The 17,004-nt window shown below is 72.3% G+C and carries 12 protein-coding genes; 7 read left to right on the top strand and 5 right to left on the bottom strand.

Going from position 1 to position 17,004, the window contains the following annotated elements; genetic code table 11:
• Positions 1-11: 11 nt before the first annotated feature.
• The 7 genes from AB0K67_RS40145 to AB0K67_RS40115 all read left to right on the top strand — a co-directional run bounded on the left by AB0K67_RS40145 (position 12) and on the right by AB0K67_RS40115 (position 11,834).
• Positions 12-131 carry a ricin-type beta-trefoil lectin domain protein gene (locus AB0K67_RS40145; RefSeq protein ID WP_364070800.1) on the top strand — a complete coding sequence of 40 codons (120 nt, stop codon included), beginning with the start codon at positions 12-14 and terminating at the stop codon, positions 129-131.
• Positions 132-522: 391 nt separating this feature from the next.
• Complete coding sequence (locus AB0K67_RS40140; RefSeq protein ID WP_364070792.1) at positions 523-2,547, top strand: RICIN domain-containing protein; 2,025 nt, start codon at positions 523-525, stop codon at positions 2,545-2,547.
• Positions 2,548-2,573: 26 nt separating this feature from the next.
• Complete coding sequence (locus tag AB0K67_RS40135) at positions 2,574-4,034, top strand: non-reducing end alpha-L-arabinofuranosidase family hydrolase (RefSeq protein WP_364070789.1); 1,461 nt, start codon at positions 2,574-2,576, stop codon at positions 4,032-4,034.
• A gap of 118 nt (positions 4,035-4,152) precedes the next feature.
• Complete coding sequence (locus AB0K67_RS40130; RefSeq protein ID WP_364070786.1) at positions 4,153-5,208, top strand: substrate-binding domain-containing protein; 1,056 nt, start codon at positions 4,153-4,155, stop codon at positions 5,206-5,208.
• Positions 5,209-5,385: 177 nt separating this feature from the next.
• Positions 5,386-6,399 carry a LacI family DNA-binding transcriptional regulator gene (locus AB0K67_RS40125; RefSeq protein WP_364070784.1) on the top strand — a complete coding sequence of 338 codons (1,014 nt, stop codon included), beginning with the start codon at positions 5,386-5,388 and terminating at the stop codon, positions 6,397-6,399.
• A 351-nt stretch (positions 6,400-6,750) separates the two neighbouring features.
• Positions 6,751-8,550, top strand: a complete 1,800-nt coding sequence (locus tag AB0K67_RS40120) for an MFS transporter (protein ID WP_364070782.1) — start codon at positions 6,751-6,753, stop codon at positions 8,548-8,550.
• Complete coding sequence (locus AB0K67_RS40115; protein ID WP_364070779.1) at positions 8,547-11,834, top strand: DUF6493 family protein; 3,288 nt, start codon at positions 8,547-8,549, stop codon at positions 11,832-11,834. Before AB0K67_RS40120 ends, AB0K67_RS40115 begins: the two co-directional genes overlap by 4 nt.
• Positions 11,835-11,966: 132 nt before the next feature.
• Here the strand turns inward: AB0K67_RS40115 and AB0K67_RS40110 are convergent, their stop codons facing one another.
• From AB0K67_RS40110 to AB0K67_RS40090, 5 genes are all read right to left on the bottom strand, one after another.
• Positions 11,967-12,659, bottom strand: coding sequence for an aspartate/glutamate racemase family protein (locus AB0K67_RS40110; protein WP_364070776.1), 693 nt, complete (start codon positions 12,657-12,659; stop codon positions 11,967-11,969).
• Entirely contained in the window at positions 12,629-14,098 is a 1,470-nt protein-coding gene (gene murF, locus AB0K67_RS40105; protein WP_364070773.1) for a UDP-N-acetylmuramoyl-tripeptide--D-alanyl-D-alanine ligase, read from the bottom strand. The genes AB0K67_RS40110 and murF overlap by 31 nt, the downstream gene beginning before the upstream one ends.
• A 34-nt stretch (positions 14,099-14,132) precedes the next feature.
• Complete coding sequence (locus AB0K67_RS40100; protein WP_364070770.1) at positions 14,133-15,089, bottom strand: D-alanine--D-alanine ligase family protein; 957 nt, start codon at positions 15,087-15,089, stop codon at positions 14,133-14,135.
• Positions 15,090-15,206: 117 nt separating this feature from the next.
• Complete coding sequence (locus AB0K67_RS40095) at positions 15,207-15,872, bottom strand: response regulator transcription factor (protein ID WP_364070768.1); 666 nt, start codon at positions 15,870-15,872, stop codon at positions 15,207-15,209.
• Complete coding sequence (locus AB0K67_RS40090; protein WP_364070766.1) at positions 15,869-16,990, bottom strand: histidine kinase; 1,122 nt, start codon at positions 16,988-16,990, stop codon at positions 15,869-15,871. The genes AB0K67_RS40095 and AB0K67_RS40090 overlap by 4 nt, the downstream gene beginning before the upstream one ends.
• Positions 16,991-17,004: the final 14 nt, after the last annotated feature.

Genomic DNA, 17,004 nt, shown 5'->3' with positions numbered 1-17,004 from the left:
CCATCACCGGCGTGCAGTCGAACCTGTGCCTCGACGCGATAGGCCAGGGCACCGCCAACGGCACCGGCCTGCAGCTCTACACCTGCCACGGCGGCGCGAACCAGAAGTGGACCTACAACTCCGGGTCCTGATGATCTCTCGTCCCGGCCCCGGACGGGCGGTGCCGGGACGAGAGCGGCGCGGCCGGCGGCCCATCCCTTCCGGGACGGGTGCCGGTCGCCGGCCGTCGCCGCAACTTAACCGATCAATGCATGAAATTTTCAGCTCATCGCGTCGCTCACACGGCCGGCTGAAAAGCCAGGTCAAGCCGCTTATGTCGCGGCGAGCGCGTTCTCATCAGTGACCGGCCGCCGTTGACGCCGGGCCGGAGCCTCGGATGTACTCCCGACGACGCCGCCCGAAGGAGGAGGGTCACGGCTTTATGCGACACGAAATGTTAGCGCTAACAATGGCACCTGAGTCGCGTACCTTCCGCGCCGGCACCTCGGGCACCCGGACCGACGACCACCCCTGGAGGTCCCCGTGAGGCGCGCGCTTGCGATCCTCTCGTCCCTCGTGCTCATCGGCGTGCTGCTCACGCCACAGGCGGCTGCGGCCGCGACGGTCGACACGAACGCCTGGTACGTCCTGATCAACCGCAACAGCGGCAAGGCACTGGACGTCTACAACCTCGCCACCAACGACGGCGCCCGCATCACCCAGTGGAGCCGCAACGACCAGAACCAGCAGCAGTGGCAGTTCGTCGACTCCGGCGGCGGCTACTACCGCATCAAGTCCCGCCACTCCGGCAAGGTCCTCGACGTCTCCGACTACTCCACCGCCAACGGCGCACCCGTCGTCCAGTGGAGCGACCACAACGGCACCAACCAGCAGTGGCGCCTGGCCGACAGCTCCGACGGCTACGTGCGCTTCATCAACCGCAACAGCAACAAGGCCCTCGAAGTGCAGAACGCATCCACCAGCGACGGCGCGAACATCGTCCAGTACGACGACTGGGGCGGCGCCAACCAGCAATGGCAGCTCGTCCGCGTCGACGGCGGCCAGAACCCCGGCGGCACCTACACCAACCCGGTCGTCTGGCAGGACTTCGCCGACGGCGACATCATCCGGGTCGGCGACACCTACTACTACTCGGCCTCGACCATGCACTACTCGCCGGGCGCGCCGATCCTGCGCTCGTACAACCTGGTCGACTGGGAGTACGCCGGGCACTCGGTGCCGCGGCTCGACTTCGGCTCCAGCGCGTACGACCTCAGCGGCGGCCGGGCGTACGTGAAGGGCATCTGGGCCTCGACGCTCAACTACCGGCCGAGCAACGCCACCTTCTACTGGATCGGCTGCATCGAGTTCAACCGCACGTACGTCTACACCGCCACCGCCGTGGACGGCACCTGGACCAAGCGCTCGCAGATCAACAACTGCTACTACGACGCGGGCCTGCTGATCGATGACGACGACACCATGTACGTCGCCTACGGCAACACCACCATCAGCGTCGCCCAGCTGTCCGCCGACGGCTTCAGCCAGGTGCGGGCCCAGCAGGTGTTCCAGACGCCGAGCAGCGTCGGCACCCTCGAGGGCGCCCGCTTCTACAAGCGCAACGGCTACTACTACATCTGGCTGACCCGCCCGGCCAACGGCCAGTACGTGCTGCGCTCCACCTCGCCGTGGGGCCCGTACGAGATGCGCCAGGTCCTGCTGAACCTGCCCGGCCCCATCTCCGGAGGCGGCGTGCCGCACCAGGGCGGGCTCGTCCAGACGCAGAACGGCGACTGGTACTACATGGCGTTCATCGACGCCTACCCCGGCGGCCGGGTCCCGGCGCTCGCGCCGATCACCTGGAGCGGCGACTGGCCGGTGCTGCAGACCGTCAACGGCACGTGGGGCGCCACCTACCCCAAGCCGAACATCCAGACCAGCAAGACCGTGGCGTCCATGATCGGCTCCGACACGTTCACATCGAGCAGCCTCGGGCACCGCTGGGAGTGGAACCACAACCCCGACACCAGCCGCTTCTCCACCGGCAACGGGCTGCGCCTGCAGACCGCGACCGTCACCGACGACCTCTACAACGCCCGCAACACGCTGACGCACCGCATCCAGGGACCGGAGTCCACGGCGACGATCGAGCTGGACTACTCGCGGATGGCCGACGGCGACCGCGCCGGGCTGGCGATGCTGCGCGACCAGTCGGCGTGGATCGGCGTCAAGCGCGACAACGGCACCACCCGCGTCGTCATGACCGACGGCCTCACCATGAACAGCTCGTGGCAGACCACCGGCACCGGCACCGAGGTGGCCAGCGCGAACGTCTCGGGCGGGCGCATCTGGCTGCGGGTCAGCGCCGACGTACGGCCCGGGTCCGGCCGGCAGGCCCGCTTCTCCTACAGCACCGACGGCAGCACGTTCGTGAGCCTCGGCCGGGCGTTCACCCTGAACAACGCCTGGCAGTTCTTCATGGGCTACCGCTTCGGGATCTTCAACTACGCAACCCGGTCGCTCGGCGGCGAAGTGACCGTAAGCCGCTTCGACCTCACCGCACCCTGACGAACCCATCGAGAAAGGCAGCTTTCGTGAACCGCAGACCCCTGGCCTTACTCGCGGCCCTGGCCACGTTACTGGCGAGCCTGCTCGTCGCACTCCAGACCGAGACGGCGCACGCGGCCACCGTCGACACCAACGCCTGGTACGTCCTGATCAACCGCAACAGCGGCAAGGCACTGGACGTCTACAACCTCGCCACCAACGACGGCGCCCGCATCACCCAGTGGACCCGTAACAACCAGAACCAGCAGCAGTGGCAGTTCGTCGACTCCGGCGGCGGCTACTACCGCATCAAGTCCCGCCACTCCGGCAAGGTCCTCGACGTCTACAACTTCTCCACCGCCAACGGCGGCGAAATCGTGCAGTGGTCCGACCACAACGGCACCAACCAGCAGTGGCGCCTGGCCGACAGCTCCGACGGCTACGTGCGCTTCATCAACCGCAACAGCAACAAGGCCCTCGAGGTGCAGGGCGGCTCGACCGCCGACGGCGCGAACATCGTCCAGTACGACGACTGGGGCGGCGCCAACCAGCAGTGGCAGCTCGTCCGCGTGGACGGCGGCGGCGACCAGAACCCCGGCGAGTGCGACCTGCCGTCGAGCTACCGCTGGACCTCCACGGGCCCGCTGGCCACGCCGCGCTCCGGCTGGGTGTCGCTCAAGGACTTCACCGTCGCCCCGTACAACGGCCAGCACCTGGTGTACGCGACCACGCACGACTACGGCACGCGCTGGGGGTCGATGAACTTCAGCTTGTTCAGCAACTGGTCGCAGATGGCGTCGGCGAGCCAGAACGCCATGAACAACAGCACCGTCGCGCCCACCCTGTTCTACTTCGCGCCGAAGAACATCTGGGTGCTCGCCTACCAGTGGGGCAGCACGCCCTTCTCGTACCGGACCTCGACCGACCCCACCAACCCGAACGGCTGGTCGGCCGAGCAGCCGCTGTTCACCGGCAGCATCTCCGGCTCCGGCACCGGGCCCATCGACCAGACGCTGATCGCCGACGACACGACCATGTACCTGTTCTTCGCCGGTGACAACGGCAAGATCTACCGGGCCAGCATGCCGATCGGGAACTTCCCCGGCAACTTCGGCTCGTCCTCGACGGTCATCATGAGCGACTCGACCAACAACCTGTTCGAGGCCGTGCAGGTCTACAAGCTGAAGGGCCAGAACAAGTACCTCATGCTGGTCGAGGCGATCGGCTCGCAGGGCCGCTACTTCCGCTCGTTCACGGCCACCAGCCTGAACGGCACGTGGACGCCGCAGGCGGCGAGCGAGAGCAACCCGTTCGCGGGCAAGGCCAACAGCGGCGCCACCTGGACGAACGACATCAGCCACGGCGAGCTGATCCGGGTCAGCGCCGACCAGACCTTCACCGTGGACCCCTGCAACCTGCAACTGCTCTACCAGGGCCGCGACCCCAACTCGGGCGGCGACTACGGCCTTCTCCCCTACCGCCCCGGCCTGCTGACCCTGCAGCGCTGACGGCCTTGACGGCCTGACGGGCCGACGCGCGGGCCGGGGCCGGATGGCCCCGGCCCGCTGCTCTGTTCACCGAAAGTTAAGGTCGAGAACGCCGAAAACAACTCGCTAGACTTCCGGCATGAGCATGGCCGCAGAGCCGACCGGCGACAGCGACACGCGGTCCCGGCCGCTGACCATCGCGCAGCTCGCCGAGCTGGCTCAGGTCTCCACGGCCACCGTGTCGAAGGTCGTCAACGGCCGTACCGAGGTCAGGCCGGAGACCCGCGCGCTCATCGAACGCCTCATCCGCGAACACGGCTACCGGCCGCAACGCCGCCGCGCCGCCTTCGCGCCCCTGGTGGAGCTGGTCTTCGGCGATCTCGACGGCGAGGCTCCCGCCGAGATCGCCGCGGGCGTGGAGCGGGTGACGCGCGCACACCGCCTGGGCGTGACCGTGTCACGGCTGCGCCATGGCGACGCCCCCTGGATCGAAGGTGTGCTGAGCCGCCGCCCCACAGGCGTGATCTCTGTCTTCTCCAGCCTGAGCGGAACCGAGCGCGAGCAGCTCGCCACCCGCGGCATCCCGCTCGTCCTGCTGGATCCACGCGGCGAGCATCCGGCGGAGGTCGTCACGGTGGGCGCCAGCGACTGGAGCGCCGGCCTCATGGCCACCCGCCACCTGCTCGCCCTCGGCCACCGCCGCATCGCCGCCCTCGCCGGCCCCGCCGACAGCTTGGCCGCCCGCGCCCGCCTGGACGGCTACCGCACCGCTCTGGACATGGCGGGCGTGCCGGCCGACCCCGAGCTGATCACCGGCTTGGGCTTCGGAAGAGGCGGCGGGTCGCCGACGGCATCATCCGCAGACGCGGAGGTCGAGCGGCTGCTGCGGCTACCGTCGCGGCCGACGGCGATCCTCACCTGCGCCGACGGCCAGGCCGCCGCCGTCTACCGCGCGGCGCACCGGCTCGGCCTGCGCATCCCCGGCGACCTCAGCGTGGTCGGCTTCGACGCCCCGCTCGCGGGCCGGTGGATGGACCCGCCGCTCACCACCGTACGCCGGCCGCTCCCCGAGATGGCCGCGACCGCCGCCGACATGCTGCTCGGCCTTGCCCGCGGCGAGCACCCGGCACGGCCCCGCGTGGAGCTGGGCGCCGACCTCATACTCAGAGGCAGCACCACAGCCGCAGCGGCCTGATCGAACGTCACCTGGCCGGGCTCCGCGAGCGAGGGGTGCGCTCGGCGGCGAACCGAACCCTGAGACGACGCCGCGACACCCACCCACGCAAGATCCGGTCATGCCGATGGGCAGGCGGGGCGATCCCGCCGGGCCTGGACCGCCCTCATCGGCGTGTCGCCTGGCTAGACTGCGGCCATGACCACGGAGTCGTCCCCGCTCACCATCGCTCAGCTCGCCGAGCTGGCCGGCGTGTCCACCGCGACGGTCTCCAAGGTCGTCAACGGGCGTTCCGAGGTGTCGTCGGAGACCCGCGCCGCCGTGGAGGAGCTGATCCGCCGCCACGGCTACCGCCGCCAGCGCCGCCGCTCCACCCCGGCGGCCCTGGTCGAGCTGGTCTTCCACGCTCTGGAGGGCGACTACCCGGTCGAGATCACCAAGGGCGTCGCGCAGGTCGCCCGCCGGCACGAGCTGACGGTCGCGGTCTCCGACGTGCGCCGCGACAGCAACGCCGGTGACGCCTGGCTGGACGGCGTGCTACGGCACCGCCCGAGCGGCGTGATCGCCGTGTTCTCCGGCCTGACCTTGGCCCAGCACGAGCAGCTCGCCCGCCGCGAGATCCCGCTCGTCCTGCTCGACCCCGCCGACACCCCGTCGGGCAACATCCCGTCCGTCGGCGCGGGAAACTGGCACGGCGGCCTCACCGCCACCCGCCATCTGCTCGATCTCGGCCACCGCCGCATCGGCATCATCACCGGGCCCGACTCCGCCCTGTCCAGCCGCGCCCGCCTCGACGGTTACCGCACCGCGCTCGACATGGCCGGCCTGCCCGTCGACCCCGAGCTGATCGGCCGGGGCGACTTCCTCATCGAGGGCGGCCTGGCCGAAGCCCGCCGCATGCTGAGCCTGCCCGACCGGCCCACCGCGATCTTCGCCACCAACGACGGCCAGGCCATCGGCACCTACCACGCCGCCCACCAGCTCGGCCTGCGCATCCCCGACGACCTCAGCGTGATCGGTTTCGACGACCTGCCGTCCGTCCGCTGGGCGATCCCGCCCCTGACCACCATCCGCCAGCCGCTCATCGACATGGCCGCCGCGGCCACGTCGATGCTGCTGACGTTGGCCCAGGGCGAGCAGCTCGCCCAGAGCCGTGTGGAGCTGGCCACCGAACTCGTCGTCCGCGAAAGCACCGCCCCGCCTCCTGCCTGACGCCGCCGGCCGTGCGGCTCCACGGTCGCCCCGGTCGCGCTGTCCTTCGGAGTTCTCGAGGTCACGAGCTCGGCGGGCGCGCTCGGAGTTGTCCTGGCAGCGAATCTGCCGATGGCCTGTGGCAGCACCCCCTGGGCCGCAGGGCCGAAGAAGGCGGTTCCGATGCCGCTGAGCGCTGCACAGGCCGCCATGTGCCACAAGGATGCGGTTTCCGTAAGAAGCAGTAACGCCGATGTTCCTTGACCCACGGCGGAGACGACATGGGAAAGGACCATCATGCGCACCCGCGGGACTCTGTCCGCCGCGAGCCCGCCTATGAGAGGTAACGCGATCTGAGGCAGGAAGGAGCGCTTGCACCAGGGAAACGCGCTTCTCCGGCTCTGCCTCAATATCGCCAAGGTGGCCGGACCGTCCATCGGCGGGGCTCTGGTGGTCGCATCCGGTCCGGGGTGGGGGCTCGCTCTCGACGCCGACACGTTCTTCGTCGCCGCGATTCTCCTGTCCAGGATGCGGATCCAGACAGCCCCTCGCGGGCAGGACTCGCTCGCGAAGTCCATGGCCGAGGGATGGACGGAGTTCTGGTCACGGCCCTGGCTCTGGGCCATCGTGCTGCAATTCGCACTCGTCAACGTGGCGTGGGTCGGCGCCTTCCAAGTCGTCGGCCCGGCGCTTCACAGCCAGCGCCCCGGCGGTGCGGCAGCGTGGGGATTCGTCCTTTCGGGAATGGCGCTCGGCCTGATCCTGGGAGGAGCGGTGGTGCTGTGGTGGCAGCGCCGGGACCGCGATCAAGATTTGTCGGTCGGGGAATCTATCGTCCCCGCCATGACTTCTACGACGCAGGCGTACGCGTACGCCGCGCCTTCCTCCCTTGTCGACGGTCGCCTCGGACTGGCGACCTCCGGTGGCCGGGCGCTGTCCGGTCCGGTCCTCGCGCCGCGTTTCTTCAGCGGCGTGGTCACTCAGGCGGCTCCGGCCGCCGCGGCGCTGCTCGGCATCGCCGATGTGGCGCTCGCCCGCTATCACCGGCCGCAGTCGCGGCCGGGCTGGATGCGGGATCCGGTGGTGACGTGCAACGGCGATCGGCTGCGGTTCGAGTCGTTCTCGGCCTGCGGCGGCGTGTACGCCCGGCTCGATCTGCTGGGCGGCGCGCTCGACGGCGAGGTGTTCGATCGCGGCACCACCAACGTCGACGTCAACCCGCCGCTGCGCGAGGCGCTGGCGCGGATCGGGCCGCGCGATCCGCTGCACCTCGGCGTGGGGCTGGATGAGCTGGTGGTGACCACCGGTGACGGCGCGGTGGTGGAGAAGAAGGTGCCGCTGCCGGAGCGCTGGCTGCGCGGGTTCGCCGAGGTGCAGGTGATCGCCTCGCGGATGGACCTGCGGGGCGAGCTGACGGGTATGGCGGCGGTGCGGTTCCTGCGCGGGCTGCCCAAGCGCGGCACGGTGTGGGTGGCGCAGGCGGGACGTGAGCTGAAGGTGCACGACCGGGAGGTGCCGGGGTCGGTACGGCTCTCCGGCCCCAACCGGCTGGGCACGCTCCTGCCGCTGCTGCGCTTCGCCAAGGCGCTGCGCGTCTACGGCGGGGCCGACGCCACCTCCAGCGCGTGGGAGCTGGAGCTGCCCGGCATGCGCTACACGCTCACGCTCTCCCCCGAGCGCTGGCGCGGCTTCTCCGGCGAGGGCGCGACGCTCGACGATCTCGCCACCGCCGAGGCCGAGGACGACGCCGACGTGGTGGGCATGCTGCTCAACTTCGAGCCCGAGGTCGAGATCGGCCTGCTGGCCGAGCGGGCGGGCATCCCCGCCGATCGGGTGCGCGCGGCGCTGACCCGGCTCGGCGCGGCGGGCCGGGTCGGCTACGACCTGTCGGAGGCCGCGCACTTCCACCGCGAGCTGCCGTACGACAAGGAGCACGTGATGCTGCTCAACCCGCGCCTCGCCAAGGCGCGAGCGCTGGCCGAGGCGGGCGCGGTGCGGCTCGACGGCGAGTTCGCGACCGTGACCACCGCGGGTGGCCGGCGCCGGGTCTCGCTGGCCGACGGCTCCTGTACGTGCGAGTGGTGGTGGGATCACCGCGGCTCACGCGGGCCGTGCAAGCACGTGCTCGCCGCCCGCATCGTCGCCCGCGTCGCCGTGGAGGTGGCCCCGTGACGCTCTGGACGGAGATCCGCGCCTTGATCACCGACGGCGAGGTGGACCGCCTGGCCGACCGGCTGATCGCGCTCACCGACGACGAACGCGCCGAGCTGGCGGCACGGCTGCCCGGCCTGCCCAAGGAGCTGCGCGGCGCGAAAGCCGAGGAGCTGCACGCCGAGTACCCGGCCATCGATGATTTCGTGATCCGCTGGCAGATCGACGACGCGCTCAGGATGATCTCCCCCGGGCTGCTGCTGGCCGGGGTGGGCGTCATCGGCGGTCCGGCGGCGGCGGTGACGTGGCTGACCAGCCGCGCCGTCAACCCGCGCTGGGGCCCCGACATCGACGTCGAGCAGGTGTGCCGGGTGGCGGCCGCCCGACCGGTGGCGTGGCGGCGTGACGTCGCGGTCCGGCTGGCCCGCCGGATCCGCCGGCCTGGCGACCGCATCGTGCCGCTGGCCATAGCGCTGCTGCGGGCGTCCGGCGCCGTGCCGCCCGCCGATCACGACCCGCTGGTGGCCGCCTGGCTGTCCGCGCCGATCGTCCCCGGCGATCCGCTGCTGCCGGTGCTGCTGCCCCGTGTCTTCACCGCCGAGGGCGTCGGCCGCGTCCTGCGTGACCAGTCGCTGAAGCCCGAGCCCTCCCATTGGCTGGCCGCGACGGCCCGCGAGGTGCCACGGCGGCAGGCGCTCGACGGGTGCGTGAGCCGCTTCCTGCGCGGCGGTGAGGCGCAGGACCTGCGCTTCTTCGTACGGCTGCGCACCCTGCTCGACCCCACGCCCGCAGAGTCCGCCGCCCGCCTGCGCGACTACCTGCGGTTGTTACCCGCCGCGCCCGGCCCGGTCGCCGAGCTGGCCGCCGGGCGGGTGCGCGCCTGCATGCCGCTCGATCACGCCGACCTGGTGGAGGCGGTCGATGCGCTCACCTTCCGCGCCGAGGCCAAGCTCGCCGCCACGGGCCTGCGCTGGCTCGACCGGGCGCTGCGTGCCACGCCGGAGGCGGCGGGCGACTTCGTGCCCGCGCTCGTCACCGCGTACGCGCACACCTCCTTCGACGTGCGGACCCGCGCGGTGGAGCTGACGCTGCGGCATGCCGCGCTGTTCGACGGCCACGCCGAGGCGATCCGCGACGGCCTCCAGCACCTGCCCGCCGATCAGGGCGCGCGGCTGGCCGCGCGGTTCGGCGGGCAGGTCCGGCCGGAGGAGCGGGAGCGCAAGGAGTTCCCGCCGCTGCCGGAGCCGCCGCGGCCGGAGCGGTTCCCCGAGCCGTCCCTGCATCCGGACTCCTCCGAGCGATGGGTGAACAGGGAGCGCTGGCTGGCGGGCTTCGTCCGTGGGATCGCCGCCGACCGGGGCCGCCTGTGCGGCGAGCTCAAGCCCTGGGCGGAGGACGGCCTCCACCACCGCTGGCGGTCCGAGGACGACTTCACCGACCCGGACGTCTGGCAGCGGGCGCTGGCCGCCGAGATCGTCACTCCCGGCAGCCTGCCGGAGGTGCCGCCGCCCGCGCCGGAGACCGCGTGGGACGACGCGAGCCACTCCGTGAGCGTGCGGGTCATCCCCCGCGGCGCGGAGCCGCCGCCGGAGCCACAGGCCGGGCGCGGGTTCCTCGCGGTGAGTCACGGCGGCCCGCAGGCTCGCTATCTCGACGACGACAGCCCGCTGCGCATCATCGACATCATCTGGGACAGCGACGAGGGACCGGCCGGCGCGGTGGCCCGCGAGGGCGGCCAGGAGATCCCCTTCGACGGCCACCGGGTCCGGCTCAACGACCTCCCCGACGACGAGCCCGCCGCTCAGGACGACGAGCGGCCACATCCGGGCTTCGAGCCGCCTGACGGTGATCATGCGGCTTTCGTCGCGTGGGATGTTGGCGGCGCGGTGTATGAGGCGATCGAGTACCTGGACCGCCTGAGCCGGTCTCTTTCGGTACGGTCGCGGCCCGGCGTCCGCTACGACGACTCCGTCGAGGCCATGCCGTCCTACATCCTCGATGACGCGTACGAGCGCATGGCCGAGCTCGGCGTCGCCCCGGCCAGGATCGAGGCGATGCGGGAGGGGCGTCCGGTGCCCCCGCCGGCCCCGGACGAACCGCTCGTCCAGGTGACCGTCTCCTTCATACCGCCCCGCCTGCGCTCCTTCATGCCGCAGGAGCTGCCCGAGGCCGAGGAGTGGCGGCGGCGCAACCGGCTGCCCCATCCCGGTGATGTCGCCCCGCCGCACGACTTCCTCCTGCACCGGTACGCGGAGATCGCCCAGGCCCTGCGCGACGGCACCCTGCCGCCGGTGCTGCTGGCCACCCCGACGTGGACGAGCGGCCACCTCGACCCCGACATGCTGGTGGACCGGCTGGAGAGCTGCGCCGCCGCCGGCGTGGAGCCGCTGCCCGCCGACCTCGCGCAGGCGCTGCTGCGGCTGCCCAGGGGCGGCCACCCGGAGGCCGCGGCCAGGGCCGCCAGGATCGGCTCGGAGGCGGCGCGCTCGGTCGTCCGCTGGCTCGAAGACGGCGGCATGGCCGACCCCGAGACCGGCCACACCTGGCAGCACATGGTCGGCGCGTCCACGGTGGACCTCGGCGAGGACGAGCCCGAGTCCCTCACCGGGGTCAGTCTGCGGCCCGTGCTGCGGGTGACCCGCCCGACCGGTCACCGGCTCATCGACGAGGTGCTGCTGCGCGAACCGCCGAGCTGGCTGAGCGGCTGGCGCCGCTATCTGCCCGACGCCTGGGCGATGCTGCCGTCCCACCGCGAGGTCGTGGCCGTGCAGGCCCTGCACCACCTCCTGCAGGGCTCCTGGGACGAGCGGCTGCACGCGACGGACGTCAGGCCCATGGCGCTCGGGCAGGGACCGCTGGGCGAGTCGTCGGCGACGATCCTCGCCTTCCTGCTGGCCGGTCAGGTGCCCGGCACGCTCCCGCTGCTGCTCGGCCTGGCCGCGCGGGGCGAGCTGCCCGCCGAGGACATCGGCAGGCGGCTCGCGCTGGTGCTGCGCCGCACCTGGCGGGAGCCCCGTACGGCGTTCGCGGCGCTGACCGAGCTGGCCGAGGCGGGCGCGCACCACGAGGTGTGGCGCATCCTGCTGGCGCTGCTGCCCGCGATGCTGCCCGACCCGGCATCGGGTACGGCCCGTCGCGTCACCACCGTCCACACCACGCTGGTCGCCCTCGCCGCCGACGTGGCCGGGTGGACGGGCGCGCGCGGGGAGATCCCGGTCATCGCCGGGTACGCCCGCAGCGGGCGCAAGAGCCGGTTCGCGCACGAGTGCGCCCGCCTGCACGCCCTGCTCACCGCCACCACGTGATGGCTGGCGGCGGCCCGCGCATGACGCCGGCATCCGGCCCCTCGCGTGACGCCCGGGGACGGCCATCACCGGCACCAGGTGATGGCCGTCCCCGGCGCGTGGCCCGGCTCGCCTTGCCGTGTCGTCCGGTGGTCAGCCCGCCAGAGCGAAGGCGGCGGCGGCCTCGGCGTGCAGGCGGGCGCTCGGCAGCAGCGGCACGACGCTGTCCTTCTCGCTCACCAGCAGCTCGATCTCCGTACAGCCGAGGATGACGCCCTCGGCTCCGGCGGCGGCGAGGTCGTCGATGATCCGGGTGTAGGCGTCCCTGGACGGCTCCCTGATCACGCCGCGCACCAGCTCGTCGAAGATCACATCGTGGACGAGGTCCCGCTGCTCGCGCGGCGGGACGATCACCTCGAAGCCGTGGCGGGCCAGCCGGTCCCGGTAGAAGCGCTCCTCCATGGTGAAGCGGGTGCCGAGCAGGCCGACCTTGCGCATGCCACGGGAACGGACCTCGTCAGCGACGGCGTCGGCGATGTGCAGCACGGGCACGCTGGTGGCCCGTGCCACGTCATCGCTGACCTTGCTGAAGGTGTTGCTGCAGACGAGCAGCACGCCCGCGCCGGCGTCCTGCAGTTTGCGTCCGGCGTCGGACAGGAGCGCGCTCACCTCGTCCCAGCGGCCGGCGAAGGCGAGCTCTTCGACGGTGGTGTAGTCGACCGACCAGATGAGGCTGTCGGCGGAGTGGCTGCCGCCGAGCCGCTCGCGTACCCGGCGGTTGATGACCTGGTAGTAGATGACGGTCGATTCCCAGCTCAGCCCGCCGATGAGGCCGATGACGCGCATGAGGCTCCGTTTCCTTCAAGATTGTCTGATGCGGTGGCGAGGGCCCGGGCGCAGGCGCCGAGCCCGTACTCGCTGGACGCCTTGACGAAGACCACGTCTCCCGGGTGCAGCAGCGCACGGGCCAGCTCGGCGGCGGCGCTCGGGTCGGCGGCGGTGCGGACGCATGCGCCGCCCGCCCGCGCGGCCTCGGCCATCGCGTGCACGTCGCCGCTCGCCGCCCGCGCGACCTCCTCGGTGACGCGCGCGCCGCCGGGGCCGACCGCGATGAGCAGGTCGAAGCCAAGCTCGGCGACGAGCGCGCCGATCTCGGCGTGCCGGGCGCGGGAGGCGCCGGCCTGCTGCCCCATGCCGCCGAGCACGGCGACGGTACGGCGGGCGCCCGCCAGCGCCCGCGCCGCCCGCAGCCCGGCCCGCATGGAGTCGGGGTTGGCGTTGTAGGAGTCGTCCACGACGGTGACGCCGTCGGGGCGTTCGACGATCTCCAGGCGTCCGGCGGAGCGCCGCCTGGCCTCGGTCAGCCCCGCGGCGATCTGCGAAACGTCCAGGCCGAGCGCGGTGGCGACCGCGGCGGCGGCCAGCGCGTTCGACACCTGATGCGCGCCGATGAGGCTCAGCCTGACCGGGGCCCGGCCGGACGGCGTGACCAGCTCGAACGCCGCCCGCGCCGCCTCCATGCGCACGTTCTCGGCCCGCACCCGCGCCTGCGGCGAGCGCCCGTACAGCAGCACATGCGCCTTGGTGCGGGCGGACATGGCGAGCACGTGCGGGTCGTCGGCGTTGAGCAGCGCGTGCCCGTCCGGCGGGAGCGCCTCGACCAGCTCGCCCTTGGCCTCGGCGACGTCGGCGATGCCGCCGCCCATGCGCTCGACGTGCGCGACGCCGACGTTCAGCACCAGCCCGAGCCGGGGCGGCGCGATGCCGGTCAGGTACGTCAGGTCGCCCTTCCTGGTCGCGCCCATCTCCAGCACCAGGTAGCGGGTGCCGGCGTCGGCGTGCAGCACGGTGAGCGGCAGGCCCAGCTCGTTGTTGAACGACTTGGCGGTGGCGACCGTCGTCCCCTGCCGTTCGAGCACCTGGGCCAGCAGGTCCTTGGTCGTGGTCTTGCCGACCGAGCCGGTCATGCCGATCACGGCCGGGCCGATCCGCCGCAGTACGTGCCCGGCGAGCAGGCCGATCGCGTGCTGGACGTCGTCCACGACGAGGGCGGGCACGCCGACCGGCCGCGACGCCAGCACGGCGGCGGCGCCGCCCGCGACGGCCGAGGCCGCGAAGTCGTGACCGTCGACGTTGGCACCCGCCGTCGCGACGAACAGCCCTCCCCGCGGCACCTCGCGGGAGTCCACGGCGGCTGGTGCGGTCACCAGGGCCTCCGGGTCGTCCGCGTCGTGCAGGCGCGCGCCGACGACCTCGGCGATCTCGCGCAGCGTCATGGGGATCATGCGGCGCTCCTGGCGAGCGCGAGGTCGATGCGGATCATGCGGCGCTCCTGATGAGCGCGAGGTCGATGAGGCGGCGCAGCAGCTCCGGGTACGCCACCCCGCTCGCCTCCCACACCCTGGCGTAGACGGAACGCGCGGTGAAACCGGGCATGGTGTTGATCTCGCCCACGTACAGGCGGCCCTCCTGCTCGTCGTAGAAGAAGTCGACCCGGGCGAGCCCGTAGCCGCCGATCGCGCGGAAGGCGCGCAGAGCCAGCTCGCGCACGTCCTCGGCGATGCGTTCCGGCAGTTCGGCGGGGATGGCGGCGATCTCCGCCCGGCCGAGGTATTTGGCCTCGTAGTCGAGCCACTCGCCGGGCACGATCAGCTCGCCCGGCACCGACGCCTCCGGCGTGTCATGGTCGCCGAGCACCCCGCAGACGATCTCGCGCGCCGTCACGCCCTGCTCGACGACCACCACCCGGTCGTAGGTGAGCGCGAGCTCCACGCCGGCGCGCAGCTCGTCCATGGTCGTGACGCGCGAGACGCCGATGGAGGAGCCCATGTTGGCCGGTTTGACGTACATCGGCCAGTCGAGCGGCTTCACCAGCGCCCACGGGTCGGTGGTGGCGCGCCACTCGTGGGCGGTGAACCACACGTGCGGGGTGACCGGCAGCCCCTCGGCGATGAACGCGCGCCGCATCGCCACCTTGTCCATCGCCACGGCCGAGGCCAGCACGCCGCACCCCACGTACGGCAGGCCCAGCGTCTGCAGGTGCCCCTGGACGACGCCGTCCTCGCCGAACGGCCCGTGCAGCGCGGGGAAGACGACGTCCACCAGGTCACGCCGCAGCTCCACCGGCCACCGGCCGTGCCGGTCGATGATCACGGGCACGGGCTCGTACAGGTCGGCGGGCAGCGCGTCGAGCACGGCCTGGGCCGACTGCAGCGACACCTCGTGCTCGGCGGACGGCCCGCCTCCCAGCACGGCCACGCGCAGGCGTTTCGTCACGATCCATCAGCCTTCTTCTCAGCGGTACGAGGCCGGCACTCGAGCCGGCTGCGTCCACTGTGGTGCGGCGATGTCCGCGGGACGTCAGCGTGATGTCATGAGCGTGTCACGGCGCCGCTAGCCGGATCCTGGTGTGACCAGGCCGGTCTCGTACGCGACCACGACCGCCTGGGCCCGGTCGCGCAGGCCGAGCTTGGTGAAGATGCGGGCCACGTGCGTCTTGACCGTCGCCTCGCTCAGCGTCAGCGCCTCGGCCAGCTCGGCGTTGGACAGCCCGCGGCCCACTAGCGTCAGCACCTCGATCTCGCGTGCCGTCAGCGCGCTCAGGTCGGCGGGCACGCGGGTGGCGGGCGGGCCCGCGTACCGCTCGACGAGGCGGCGGGTGATCGACGGGGCGAGCAGGGCGTCGCCGGTGGTGACCAGCCGCACGGCGCTGGCGAGGTGCTCGGCGGTGACGTCTTTGAGCAGGAAGCCGCTCGCGCCGAGCGCCAGCGCGGCGTAGACGTACCGGTCGAGGTCGAACGTGGTGAGCATGAGCACGCGGCAGTCCGGGTCCTGCGCGAGCACCCGCCTGGCCGCCTCCAGGCCGTCGAGCCTCGGCATGCGGATGTCCATCAAGACGACGTCAGGGCGCAGCTCCCGCGCCGCCGCCACCGCCTCCAGGCCGTCGGCCGCCTCGCCCACCACGTCGATGCCGCGCGTGGTGAGGATCAGCCGGAATCCGGTCCTGATGAGCCGCTGGTCGTCGACGATCAGGACGCGCGGCGCGGGCTCGGCGCTCATCGTCCGCCCTGCCGGAGCCGGGAGCCGGGGTCGGAGGGGGACGGCTCGGGTGGGCGGGGCGGATCGCCCGCAAGCGGGCCGGACGGGTCGGCGGCGCGCGGGACGGCGTCAGGCGTGCTGGACGGGCCGGCGGCGGTGCCGGTCGGGCCGGACGGGTCGGGCGGGTCGGGCGGTGGGAGGGGGATGCGGGCGCGGACGCGGTAGCCGCCGCCCAGGCGCCGCCGGGCGTCCAGGTGCCCGCCATAGACGGCGACCCTTTCGCGCAGCCCGAGCAGGCCGCGCCCGGCCCCGCCGGCACGCCGCTCCCTCAGAACAGGGCTCGCGTCGTCGCGCCGCTCCCCCGGAACAGGGCTCGCCTCGTCACGCCGCTCCCCCGGAACAGGGGGCCCGCCGGCACGCCGCTCCATCGGAGCGGAGGTCCCGTCGGAGGTGAGCACGCTGGGTCCGGTGTTGAGCACCTCCACCCGTACGTGGTTACCGGCGTACCGGATCGTCACCTCGGCCTTCGTGTCGGGCTCGGCGTGTTTGAGCGCGTTGGTCAGCGCTTCCTGGACGATCCGGTAGACGGTCGCGCCGATGCCGGGCGGCAGCGGGCGCGGCTCGCCCAGGATGCGGCTCTCCACGTTCAGCCCGGCGAACGCGAACCGGTCGATCAGCCGGTCGAGGCCGCTGAGGTCGGGCGACGGGGCGAGGCCGGCGCCGGCGGGTTCGGCGGGTCCGGCGGGTTCGTCGGTGCCGTCAGGTGAGGGCGCCAGCAGTCCCAGCAGGTGGCGCAGCTCGGACATCGCGGAGCGACCGGCGTTCTCGACCTCTTTGAGCGCCTCGGCGCACTCCTCGGGCTGGACGGTCATCACCTCGCGTGCCGCGCTCGCCTGGACGACCATGAGGCTGACGTTGTGGCTGACGATGTCGTGCAGCTCCCTGGCGATCCTGGCCCGCTCGGCGTCCACCGCCGCCCGCGCCGCCCTGGCGGACTCCCGTTCCAGCATGCGGCCGCGTTCTTCGACGACCGCGCGGTAGCGGCGGTGTGCCCGTACGAGTGCGGCGCCGAGTGCCAGCGCGGCTGCGAGCAGCACCACGACGATGGCGACCAAGCCGTACGTCCACTCCGCACCCACCCCTCTACCTTGGC

Origin of the sequence: Nonomuraea sp. NPDC052634 (assembly GCF_040678535.1) — a bacterium.
Taxonomy (GTDB): Bacteria; Actinomycetota; Actinomycetes; order Streptosporangiales; family Streptosporangiaceae; genus Nonomuraea; species Nonomuraea fastidiosa.
The sequence above is the reverse complement of the archived record's forward strand: the minus strand, read 5'-3'. Positions and strand labels throughout refer to the sequence as shown.